Genomic DNA, 11,493 nt, shown 5'->3' on the forward strand with positions numbered 1-11,493 from the left:
GACCGGCGGCTCACTACCCGGCTGGTTCTGTTTCGATGGCGGACAGTTCGATCTCCTCCTGGGCACAAGATTTGGCACGGCGGAGCTCGATCCGCCCGAGCGCGCGATCATGCTGACCCGCCGCGCTTGACCCTTGCCTTGGCGGGCCGGCAAATTCTCAATCGTACAGCACCGCGGCGATCTTCGCGTCGTTGAGGTTGGACTTGTCGTACCAGTAGAAGCCGGTGTCGGTGACCTTGGGCAGCTTCTCGCCCTTGAGCGCCTTGACCGCCGAGTCCACGGTGCAGCTGCCGATGCCGATCGGGTTCTGGGTGATGGCGCCGGCCATCTCGCCGGACAGGATCGCGGCCTTCTGCTGCTTGCCGGAATCGTAGCCGATCACGACGATCTTCTTCTTCATCTCCTTGACGCCGTTGAGTACGCCGATGGCCGAGCCCTCATTGGCGCCGAAGATGCCCTTGACGTTGGGATTGGCCTGCAGGATCGACTTGGTGATCTCGGTCGACTTGAGCTGATCGCCACCGCCATACTGCACGCTGACGATCGTGATGTTCGGATGCTTGTCCTTCATCTGCTTCAGGAAGCCGTCGCGGCGGTCGATGCCGGTGCGGCTGGTCTGGTCGTGCACGACGACGGCGACCTCGCCGGCATCGCCGATCAGGCCCGCCATCTTGTCGGCGGCGAGGCCGGCTGCGGCGAGGTTGTCGGTGGTGCAGGTCGTGAGCGGGATGTCGCTGTCGACGCCGGAGTCGAAGGCGATCACCGGGATCTTGGCGGCCTGCGCCTTCTTCAGCAGCGGAATGGCGGCCTTGGAGTCCAGCGCGGCGAAGCCGATCGCCTGCGGCTTCTTGGCGAGCGCGGCCGAGAGCATGTCGATCTGCTTGTCGACCATGGCCTCGGTCTCCGGCCCCTCGAAGGTGATCTTGACGTTGGCGGCCTTCGCGGCCTGCTCGGCGCCGAGCTTCACCGCCTGCCAGAACTGATGCTGGAAGCCCTTGGAGACCAGCGGGATGTAGGTGTCCTCGGCACGGACGACCGTCGACATGCCGGCGGTGACGAGCGCGCCGAGCGCGACGCTCAGGAGATGCTTTTGCAACATGGGTGTTTCCTCTCGTTTGTTAGTTGATTGTGTCGTCGTGATGATCGTATCGGCAGGCCGGCGGTCGCGTTCTCCTCGCTGTCACGCGCGCTTTCTGCGCAACATGTCGGCATAGACCGCGAGAATGATGATGATGCCGGTGACCACGAACTGCCATTCCTGCGCGACCGACAGGATGCGCAGGCCGTTGGTCAGCACGCTCATGATGAAAGCGCCGATGATGGTGCCCAGGATGGTGCCGGTGCCGCCGCTCAGCGACGTGCCGCCGATCACGACCGCGGCGATGGCGTCGAGCTCATAGCCCTGGCCGAGCGCGGGCTGCGCGGAGTTGATGCGCGAGGCGATCAGGAGGCCGGCCACGCCGCAGATCGCGCCGCCGAGAGCATAGATGATGATCTTCCAGCGGTCGACATTGACACCGGAGAGCCGCACCGCCTCCTCGTTGCTGCCGATGGCGAAGGTGTAGCGGCCGAGCGCGGTGCGGTTGAGAACGATGGAGGCGAGCACCGCCATCACGATCAGGATCAGCGCCGCATTGGGGATCGGCAGGTCCGGCACGATGGCGCCGAGCAGCGAATCCTGCGAGATCATCGAGAAGTTCTCGGTGTTGGTGAAGTAGATCGGCTTGCTGCCGGAGACAACAAGAGCGAGCCCCTTGAGCACCAGCATCATGCCGAGCGTGGCGATGAACGGCGGCACCTTCATCTTGGTGATGACCGTGCCCGACAGCGCGCCTGACAGCGCGCCTGTTGCGATGGCAGCGACGATGCCGGTCCACATCGGCAGCTCCCAATAGGTCAGGAACACGCCCGCCATGACGGCGCAGAACGTCATCAGCGTGCCGACCGACAGATCGATGCCGGCGGTGATGATCACGAAGGTCGAGGCGATCGCCAGCACGCCGTTCACGGCCGTCGCCTGCAGGATGTTGATCATATTGTCGGTCTGCATGAAGGCTGGCGACGCGAAGCTGAAATAGATCATCAGCAGCACCAGGCTCGCAAAGGCCAAGAGCTTCTGCAGCGCCGCGGGTCCGAGCAGCCGGCGGCGCAATGCGGCGACAGCGCCGCTGGTCGCCATGCTCTCCTTGTGGTCCTTGACCAGTGCCGGGTCGCTCATGCCGTCAGCCTGCCTTCATGGTTTCGCGCTGGGTCGCCAGCTGCATGATCCGCTCCTGCGTGGCCTCGTCCGGCGACAATTCGCCGGTGATACGGCCTTCGCACATCACGACGATGCGATCGCTCATCCTGATGATCTCCGGCAGCTCCGAGGAGATCATCACGATCGCCTTGCCCTGGTCGGCGAGCGCGCGCAGCAGCCGGTAGATCTCGTTCTTGGCGCCGATGTCGATGCCGCGCGTGGGCTCGTCGAAGAACAGGATGTCGCAATCGCGATCGAGCCATTTGGCGATCACGATCTTCTGCTGGTTGCCGCCGGACAGCAGCCGCACCTCCTGCGTCGCCGAGGGCGTGCGGATGTTCAGCATCCGGATGAAGCGGCCGGCGGTGTCGCGGATCGCGCGCTTGCGCAGCATGAGCTTCATCGCGAGATAGTTCGGAAGATTCGACATCACGACGTTGGACTCGACGTCCATGCCGGTGGCGAGCCCGAAGCGCTTGCGATCCTCGGAGAGATAGCCGATGCCGTTGTTGACCGCATGCGCCGGCGTTCGGATCGTCACCCGGCGGTCGTTGACGCGGATCTCGCCGGTGGGCACCGCATCGGCGCCGAAGATCGCGCGCGCGACCTCGGTGCGGCCGGCGCCCATCAGGCCGGCGAAGCCGAGAATCTCGCCCTTGCGTAAGGTGAAGCTGACGTCGCGCACCAGCGGCCCGCAATTGAGATGGCGCACCTCGAGTGCGACGTCGCCGGGCGGTGCTGCGCCGATGATGCGCGCGTCGCTCAAGGCACGGCCGACCATCATGCCGATGATCGTGTCGATCGGCGTCGTGGCGGTCGGCAGGGTGGCGACATATTCGCCGTCGCGCAGCACGGTGACACGATCGGAGATCTGCTTCAGCTCGTCCATCTTGTGCGAGATGTAGACGATGCCGACGCCGCGCGCCTTCAGCGCTCGGATCATCTTGAACAGCTCGGCGATCTCACGGTTGTTCAGCGCGGCCGTCGGCTCGTCCATGATCAGGACGCGCGAGTTGAACGACAGAGCCTTGGCGATCTCGACCATCTGCTGCTTGGCGACCGTCAGCCCGCCGACAACGGTGCGCGGGTCGATCGCCAGATTGAGCTGGGCGAGCAGCTCGGCCGCCTGGCGGTTCAGCCTGTCCTCATCCAGCAGCAGCCCGAACGCCTTCATCGGCTCGCGCCCGATGAAGATGTTCTGCGCCACCGTGAGGTGGTTCATCAGCTGCAGCTCCTGATGAATGATGCCGATGCCGGCGGTCTGCGCCTCGCGCGGGCCCGGAAAATCGACGCTCGCACCGTCATAGAGAATCTCGCCGCTATCCTTGCGGTAGACGCCGGCGAGGATCTTCATCAGGGTCGACTTGCCGGCGCCGTTCTCGCCCATCACGGCATGAACCTCGCCGGCGAGCAGCTCGAACCTGACATTGTGCAGCGCCCGCACACCGGGGAAGCTCTTGCACAGGCCGTGAACGGAGATGAGCGGCGCGCTCATGGGTCAGCGCGCGTGGCGAGACGAGGCACGGGCAATCGCAACGTCATTGCAGCGAGGCTGCAGACGCCGACGCGCATGGCGAGCGACATATCGCATCGCAGCCGCGATCACATTCATCCTCCCCACCTTCGCCGTCGTCGTCTCCGACGACCGCGAGCCCGCGTCCCTTCAATGGCGCGGCGTTGAGGTCAGGCTATTCAACCCCGGATGAAAGTCCATAGGTAAAATTGACAGGCGCGGGCGGAGACGGGTGAGGATCATGAACGCGGAATGCCACTGTGCATCGCGGCACTTGGCACCTCAATTGAGCCCGACACTGCGTGAGTTCAACTCGCGCTTTCTCGGCGACGGCGGTGCGCCCCCTCCCCCTTGCGGGGAGGGGTTGGGGGGTGGGGGTCTCCGGGCGATGCCCTCTGATGAGTTCGCACCGAGACGCGCCACGCTGAAAGATGATCGTTGGGAGAAATGGGGCCTTGCCCCGAACCGAGCTCACTGGGTACCCCCACCCCCTACCCCTCCCCGCAAGGGGGAGGGGAGCGCACCGTCTGCGTGGTAACAGCTCGGCTCGAATGAGCCTTCGGCGCCAACTACGCCGTGAGCTTCTCCAGCTCCTTGATGATCGCTTCGCCCATCTGCGTGGTCGAAGCGGGCGTCGAGCCCTCGGCCTTGATGTCGGCCGTGCGCAGGCCTGATGCCAGCACGGCGGCGATGGCGGCGTCGAGCTTGTCGGCGAGGGCGCCCATGTCGAAGGAGTAGCGCAGCGCCATGCCGAACGAGGTCAGCATCGCGATCGGGTTGGCGAGGCCCTTGCCGGCGATGTCGGGGGCCGAGCCATGCACCGGCTCGTACAGGGCGCGGCGCTTGTGGGTCTTGGCGTCGACCTCGCCGAGCGAGGCCGACGGCAGCATGCCGAGCGAGCCGGTCAGCATCGCCGCGATGTCCGAGAGCATGTCGCCGAACAGATTGTCGGTGACGATGACGTCGAACATCTTCGGGTATTTCACCAGGTTCATGCCGCCGGAATCGGCGAGCTGGTGCTCGAGCGTGACGTCCTTGTACTCGCGCGCATGGACCGCCGTGACGACCTCGTTCCAGAGCACGCCCGACTTCATGACGTTGCGCTTCTCCATCGACGTCACCTTGTTCTTGCGCTTGCGCGCGAGATCGAAGGCGACGCGGGCGATGCGCTCGATCTCATAGGTGTCGTAGACCTGGGTATCGACGGCGCGCTTCTGGCCGTTGCCGAGATCGGTGATGGTCTTCGGCTCGCCGAAATACACGCCGCCGGTGAGCTCGCGCACGATCATGATGTCGAGGCCCTCGACGAGCTCGCGCTTCAGGCTGGAGGCATCGGCGAGCGCCGGATAGCACACGGCGGGACGCAGATTGGCGAACAGGCCGAGATCCTTGCGCAGGCGCAAGAGGCCGGCTTCGGGGCGGACCTCGTAGGGCACGCCGTCCCACTTCGGACCGCCGACGGCGCCGAAGATGATGGCGTCGGCCGCCTTGGCCTTGTCCATGTCGGCCTCGGAGATCGAGGCGCCGTGCGCGTCATAGGCGGAGCCGCCGACCAGGCCCTCTTCGGTCTCGAACGAGGCCAGCCCCTTGCCATTCAGCCAGCCGATCAGCCGCTTCACCTCGGCCATCACTTCGGGGCCGATGCCGTCGCCGGGCAGCAGCAGGAGCTTCTGGGTCGCCATGGTCGTTATCCTCGTAGGCTGGTCATGCCCGGGCCTGGCCCGGCATCCATCATCTTCTGGATTGCCGGCTCGCCCCGATGGGTCGGGGACGGCAGCCCGGCAACGACGAGAGTTACAAAATCGGCGGAGTGCTAAAGCCCTCCTGCGTGGTTGGCAAGCCACCATTGCCACCGCCCGTCTTCTGTAGCGCGGCTCCAGGCTATACGGTGCTCTGAAATGGCAGCCGGACAGCATGAATTGCCGGACATACGCCGCGCCGGAGCATTTCTTGCCAAACTCCCCATCCGCCTCGACTCCGGGCCATCCGGCGTTGACCAATCTGACGCTGTCGCTCGGGCCGATCATCGGTCTGGGCATCGGCCGTTTCGCCTATGCGCTGGTGCTGCCCGACATGCGCGACACGCTGCAATGGTCGTATTCGGCAGCCGGCTTCATGAACACGGTCAATGCCGCCGGCTACCTGATCGGCGCGCTGATCGCTTCGCACACGGCGCGGCGGTTCGGGGGACTGGCCGCCGTGCGCGGCGGCACGGTGGCCGCGCTGGCGTCTCTCATCGTCTGCGCCATGACGAGCGACTTCGTTGCGCTGAGCCTGGCACGGCTGGTGACGGGAATCGGCGCCGGCGTGGCCCTCGTCGTCGGAGGTGCGCTCGCGGCGCGGGTCGCCTTGGCGCGGCCGGCGCAGGCGAGCTTCGTGCTCAGCCTGTTCTATGCCGGGCCGCCGCTCGGCATCGTCATCTCCGGCCTGATCGCACCGTTCGTGCTGCAGGCGTTCGGGCCGGGATCATGGTGGATCGTGTGGGCGGTGCTCGCAGGCGTCGGCGTGGTGCTGATCGTGCCGCTGCTGCTGATGCGCCTGCCGTCCGACGCGGCCATGCCGGAGACCCGCGCGGACCGCGTGTCGCTGCGACCGATGGCGATCTATCTGTTCGGCTACTTCCTCTATGGCGCCGGCTATATCGCCTATCTGACTTTCATGATCGCCTATGTCCGCGATCTCGGCGGCGGTGCGGCCGCGCAATCCGGCTTCTGGTGCCTGATTGGCTTCGCCGGTTTCACCACACCCTGGGTGTGGCGCAGGGTGATTGCGCTCGACCGCGGCGGCTGGCCGACCGCGCTGATTCTCACGGTGAACGCGATCGGCGCAGCGCTGCCTTCGCTCAGCCATTCACCCATGATGCTGACCTTGTCGGCCGCGGTATTCGGCATCGCGTTCTCGACGGTGACCACGGCGACGACCGCCTTCGTGCGCTTCAACCTGCCGCAGGCGGCGTGGCCGCGCGCGATCGCCGCGCTGACCATCTCGTTCGGCGTCGGCCAGACGCTCGGCCCGTTCGCGGTCGGCGCGATCACCGATGCGATGGGAAGTTTGACCTACGCGCTCAACGTGTCAGCGGCGTTGCTGCTGCTCGGCGCGGTGATGGCTGCGATGCAGGGGAAGCTGAAGCGCACAGACCGCGCCTAACCCACGGTGTCGTCCCCGGCTTGCCCCGGGACCCATACCCACAGGGAGTGGTTTAAGGCAGGCCGGTCATTGGCATTTTGCCCATCACGTCCGCCGCGGCGTATGGGTCCCGGGTCAAGCCCGGGACGACAGCGGAGCTTGGGGCCACATCGCGGCTCTATCAGCCTCAACGCTCAGCTCCCGCTGAACGAGTTGTACCCCTGGTCCTCCCAATAGCCGCCCTTGTAGTCGTTGGTGACTTCCATCGCGACGACGTATTTGGGGTTCTTGAAGCCAAGCTTGGTGGGGACGCGGATCTTCATCGGGTAGCCATAGGCGCGCGGCAGGATCTGGTCGGCGAACTTGAAGGTCATCTGGGTCTGCGGATGCAGCGCGGTGCGCATGTCCAGCGGCGAATTGTAGCCTTGCGCATCGGCGCAGTTGAACCAGACATATTTCGCCCTGGTATCCGCGCCGACCAGCTTGAGGAAGTCGCGCAGCGGCGTGCCGGTCCAGGAGCCGATCGCGCTCCAGCCCTCGACGCAGATGTGGCGCGTGATCTGCGTGACCTGCGGCAGCGCGTGCAGCTCGTCGAGCGTCCACGACTTCTTGTTGTCGACGAGGCCGCGTACCTCGAGCTTCCAGTCGGCGGCGTCGATCTCCGGCGCCTCGTCGAGCGTGTAGTAGGCATTGAACGGGAACGGTTTTGTGATCGCGCTCTCCGGGAAGGTCGGCGCCAGCGCGTCGGGATTGAAGATCCAGGACTGAACCGCGTCATTGAACTTCGACACCTTCTTGAGCAGCTCCTCGGCGCTGTCGCTATCGACGACGTCGCAGCCGGTCAGCAGGGTCAGCGCGCCCAGGCTGGCGCCGCCGGTGATGAAGCGGCGGCGGGTGAGATCCGGCATCGTCTTGATCGAATCTTTGATCAGGAGCCGCTTGTCGACGCCGGGAATGAGGAACGGACGCTTGGCCATGATGGTCTCTCCTCTCAGCGGCCGATGATCATCGCGCGCAGGCTTTTCGGCACCAGCAGCGCGAGCAGGATGTGGATGACCAGGAAGGCGCAGATCAGCGCCATGCAGATGAAATGAACGTAGCGCGCCGCCGGGTAGTCGCCGAACAAGGTCACCAGCCAGTGCAACTGCACCGGCTTCCAGATCGACAAGCCCGACAGCACCACGACGATGCCGACCAGGATGATGCCGAGATAGAGCAGCTTCTGCACCGCATTGTAGACGGTGAGATCGCCATGCGAGAGCTTGAAGGTCAGTGCGGCCTTGAGGTCGGAGATCACCGCGGACGGCGAGAGCGGCAGCAGCTTGCGGCGGAACCGGCCGGCGGCAAGGCCGGTGACGAGATAGGCGAGGCCGTTGAGCATCAAGAGCCACATCGCGGCGAAGTGCCACAGCAGCGCGCCGCCGAGCCAGCCGCCCAAGGTGATGCTGCGGTCGAAGCGGAAATCGAACAGCGGCGAGGCGTTGTAGATCTGCCAGCCCGACATGATCATCAGGATCATCGCGACGGCGTTGATCCAGTGCATGATGCGCACCCAGGCCGGCTGGATCACCTTGGCTTTTTCGGTGCTGATCGTCGTGTCGGTGGCGGCGATGCTGGACATGGCGGGCTCGGTTGGTTTCGGGGTGGTTCCAGGCAGATATACGCCAAAGGCTGGCCGCCCGTTACGGGCTCAAACCGGCAAATCGATGCTTTCGGAGCGATGGCTCTCACAAAAAAGCGAGCCGGGGTGGGCCCGGCTCGCTCATGGTCACATCCGCGAGGAGGAGGAAGAAACGGACGTGTCCGGTGTTTCGGTGCGGTCTTACGACGCCGGCATCAGCACGGTGTCGACCACGTGGATCACGCCGTTGGACTGGTTGACGTTCGGGATGGTGACCATCGAGGTGCCGCCCTTGGCGTCGACGATCATGACGTTCTTGCCTTCGCGCTTGACGGTGAGCTGCTCGCCCTCGACCGTCTTCAGCGTCTGGCCGTCCTTCAGGTCGGCGGCCTCGAGCTTGCCGGGCACCACGTGGTAGGTGAGGATCTTGGTCAGGGTCGCCTTGTTCTCCGGCTTCACCAGCGTGTCGACGGTGCCGGCCGGCAGCTTGCCGAAGGCGGTGTTGGTCGGCGCGAACACCGTGAACGGACCCTTGCCTTCCAGCGTCTGCACCAAGCCGGCGGCCTTCACCGCGGCGACGAGCGTGGTGTGATCCTTCGAGTTGACGGCGTTCTGCACGATGTTCTTCGACGGATACATCGCCGCGCCTCCGACCATCACGGTCTTCTCCTCGGCGCGCGCGGGCGCAATGGCGATCGAGGTCAGCGACAGCGCGCTGAAGGCGGCGGCAGCGAGGAAGGCAATGCGCTTGGACATGGGTAGCTCCCTAAAGACGGCGGCAGGGCCGCGTGATGAGTTCGACTGCGACACCGATGCTGATGCGAGCGATGCGCTCTTGCGTCGTGTCGGGCCGAGCTACGCGCGTTTTCGGCGGCGAGTTTCGCGGCATAATTTAACGTGATCCGTGAAACCAACGGCGGTTGAGATCGTCTCGCCGACTCATTGGCCGAGATGTCGCGCGCCGCAATGTCGCAGAGCTACGGAAACACCAGCGCGATGTCGGCCATTGGCTGACGAGGATTAGTCTCGCTCGGCCATTAACTACAATGCGAGCCGGACCCGGCCAAAGCTGCCAAAGACATTGCGAGTAAGACTTTCTTAAGGTTGATTGGTCGGCACGGCAGCCGGCTGCGGGAAGGGGATGTCCCGCACTGTCCGGCGCGATCGGCGGGGGTTTCCTACAGTGAACAGAACGATCTGGATTGCGGGGTTCTGCCTCGTGATAATCTGCTGCTTGCTTGCAACCAAGATGGTGCTCGCCGCGGCGACGCCCGGCGACATCGCTGGCGAAACGACGTCGTCGCTGATCCGCGAACCGATCCCCGGCGTTGATACGCTGAGCGAGAGCGATCACAGCTTCGAGGTTCAACCAATCGAACTCAACGAGGGCGTGCGTCTGCCGCTGGTCTCAAAATCCGTGCGCGCCGAGGGACGAAACGCGTCGGTTGCGCGGAGGGCCAATGCCGCGAACAAGAAGGCTGTGCTGCGGCCGGGCAAGCGCGACGCTGCGTCGGTGAAGAGTGCGGCCGTGCCGTGCAAGCAGCTCGATCCGATCGCGCGCTTCCTCGCCTCGGCTAAGATCGGCCCGCGTTGTCAGGCTTGATGGATCACGCCGAGACGGCCGTCACCACCTGCGCCAGGAGCTGCTCGCGCTTGGTCTGCGAGCGCTGGCCCTTCATGGTGGCGGCGAAGCGTTCGAGGATGCCGTCCTCGAACGCGGTGACGATGGTGTCGTGCACGTAGCTCTTGCGGCAGATCGCTGGCGTGTTGGTGAGCTCGTCGGCGGCGGCCCGGATCGCTTCCAGGATCTGCTTCTTGCGGCCGCGCGCGCTTTCCGCCGGCGTGATCCGCGACAGGGTCTCGAGCGCGACGGCGGAGGCCATCAGCGTGCGGAAATCCTTGGCCGAGATCTTGATGCCGGCGATCTCGCGCAGGAACGCGTTCACCTGGGTGGTCGAGACGGCGCGCACCACGCCCTGCACGTCGCGATATTGGAACATGCGCCGTCCAGGAAGGCCACGCAGGATGCCGACGGCGCGCACCAGCTTGGCAGCGTCGCACTCCTTGCGCACCGCTTTGCCGCCCTTGGCCTTGAAGGTCAGCACCAGACTGTCGTCTTCCAGAATGACGTTCGACTTCAACAGCGTCGCGGCGCCGCGCGTGCCGTTGAGCCGCGCATAGGACTCGCTGCCGGGGCGAATCGCGGTGCGCGCGATCAGCTCGATGACGGCAGCCAGCGCGAATTCGCGCGTCGGCTCGTCGCTGGCGAGATGTTTCGACACCGCACGACGGATGCGCGGCAGCGCGCCGACGAGCTTGGCCAGGCGATGCGCCTTGCGATGCTCGCGCACCTTCTCCCAATCGGTGTGATAGCGGTATTGCAGCCGCCCGGCGGCATCGATGCCGACCGCCTGCAGATGCATGCTCGGGTCGGGCGCGTAACGCACCTCGCGATAGGCCGGCGGCACCGCCATCGCATGCAGCCGGCGGATGGTGCCGGCATGGCGGATCTGGGTGCCGTTGGCGCGGATGAAGGTGTAGCTCTTGCCGCGCTTGATGCGGCGGATGGTCAGCTCGCTCTGATCCCCGAGCTTGAGCCCAATGCGCTTGGCCAATTCCTCGACCGTGGTCTTGGCATTGGCCTGCGCATTCGCGGTCTTGGCGTGGGCGAGATCCTTCAGCGTCAGCTTGCGGCGCGCCGGCTTCGGCGGCCACTGGCCCAGCGCTTTTGCGAGCGCGACCTCGGCGTCGGCCGCGCCGACCCGGGAGCCCTCGAAATTCTGCTGGTCCATCATTGCTTTAGACGCCCTGCCGTCGTGTTCATCCGCTCAATGCCCCGGGCCGCGTTTTGGTTCCGGCCCGGTTATCCACAGCTTCCACGCGATTTAGGGCGTCAGAGCGCGGATGGCGAGTCCCTAAATACAGGCAAAAAGGTCATGTGATACCGTAAACGAGTGTCTGTATGGGTAACCTTGACGATATCAAGCAGATCGC

Annotated in this window: 10 protein-coding genes; 2 read left to right on the plus strand and 8 right to left on the minus strand. The window is 65.1% G+C overall.

Features of this window, described 5'->3' with window-relative positions; genetic code table 11:
* Positions 1-157 precede the first annotated feature (157 nt).
* The 4 genes from BRAD285_RS32830 to leuB form a co-directional block, all read right to left on the minus strand.
* Positions 158-1,099 (minus strand): ABC transporter substrate-binding protein, encoded by a 942-nt coding sequence (locus tag BRAD285_RS32830; protein ID WP_006610773.1) that lies wholly within the window; start codon positions 1,097-1,099, stop codon positions 158-160.
* An 81-nt stretch (positions 1,100-1,180) separates the two neighbouring features.
* Positions 1,181-2,218 carry an ABC transporter permease gene (locus BRAD285_RS32835; protein WP_006610772.1) on the minus strand — a complete coding sequence of 346 codons (1,038 nt, stop codon included), beginning with the start codon at positions 2,216-2,218 and terminating at the stop codon, positions 1,181-1,183.
* A 4-nt stretch (positions 2,219-2,222) separates the two neighbouring features.
* Entirely contained in the window at positions 2,223-3,734 is a 1,512-nt protein-coding gene (locus BRAD285_RS32840) for a sugar ABC transporter ATP-binding protein (protein ID WP_006610771.1), read from the minus strand.
* Positions 3,735-4,321: 587 nt separating this feature from the next.
* Positions 4,322-5,434, minus strand: a complete 1,113-nt coding sequence (gene leuB, locus BRAD285_RS32845) for a 3-isopropylmalate dehydrogenase (protein ID WP_006612274.1) — start codon at positions 5,432-5,434, stop codon at positions 4,322-4,324.
* Between the two features lie 268 nt (positions 5,435-5,702).
* On the opposite strand from leuB, the gene BRAD285_RS32850 reads away from it, so the two are divergent.
* The gene (locus BRAD285_RS32850; protein WP_006612275.1) at positions 5,703-6,899 is read left to right on the plus strand and encodes a YbfB/YjiJ family MFS transporter; all 1,197 of its coding nucleotides are present in this window, start codon (positions 5,703-5,705) and stop codon (positions 6,897-6,899) included.
* Positions 6,900-7,072: 173 nt separating this feature from the next.
* Here BRAD285_RS32850 and BRAD285_RS32855 read toward each other — a convergent pair whose 3' ends face one another.
* The 3 genes from BRAD285_RS32855 to BRAD285_RS32865 form a co-directional block, all read right to left on the minus strand.
* Positions 7,073-7,855: a molybdopterin-binding protein gene (locus BRAD285_RS32855; RefSeq protein WP_006612276.1), complete on the minus strand. Its 783-nt coding sequence runs from the start codon at positions 7,853-7,855 to the stop codon at positions 7,073-7,075.
* A 14-nt stretch (positions 7,856-7,869) separates the two neighbouring features.
* Entirely contained in the window at positions 7,870-8,499 is a 630-nt protein-coding gene (locus BRAD285_RS32860; protein ID WP_006612277.1) for a cytochrome b/b6 domain-containing protein, read from the minus strand.
* 201 nt (positions 8,500-8,700) lie between these two features.
* Complete coding sequence (locus BRAD285_RS32865) at positions 8,701-9,255, minus strand: fasciclin domain-containing protein (RefSeq protein ID WP_006612278.1); 555 nt, start codon at positions 9,253-9,255, stop codon at positions 8,701-8,703.
* A gap of 352 nt (positions 9,256-9,607) precedes the next feature.
* Between BRAD285_RS32865 and BRAD285_RS32870 the strand changes: the two genes are divergently transcribed.
* Positions 9,608-10,102, plus strand: coding sequence for a hypothetical protein (locus BRAD285_RS32870; RefSeq protein WP_244563569.1), 495 nt, complete (start codon positions 9,608-9,610; stop codon positions 10,100-10,102).
* Between the two features lie 4 nt (positions 10,103-10,106).
* Here BRAD285_RS32870 and BRAD285_RS32875 read toward each other — a convergent pair whose 3' ends face one another.
* Positions 10,107-11,294, minus strand: coding sequence for a DNA topoisomerase IB (locus BRAD285_RS32875; protein WP_006612280.1), 1,188 nt, complete (start codon positions 11,292-11,294; stop codon positions 10,107-10,109).
* Positions 11,295-11,493 lie beyond the last annotated feature (199 nt).

Origin of the sequence: Bradyrhizobium sp. ORS 285 (assembly GCF_900176205.1) — a bacterium.
In the GTDB taxonomy this organism is placed as follows: Bacteria; Pseudomonadota; Alphaproteobacteria; order Rhizobiales; family Xanthobacteraceae; genus Bradyrhizobium.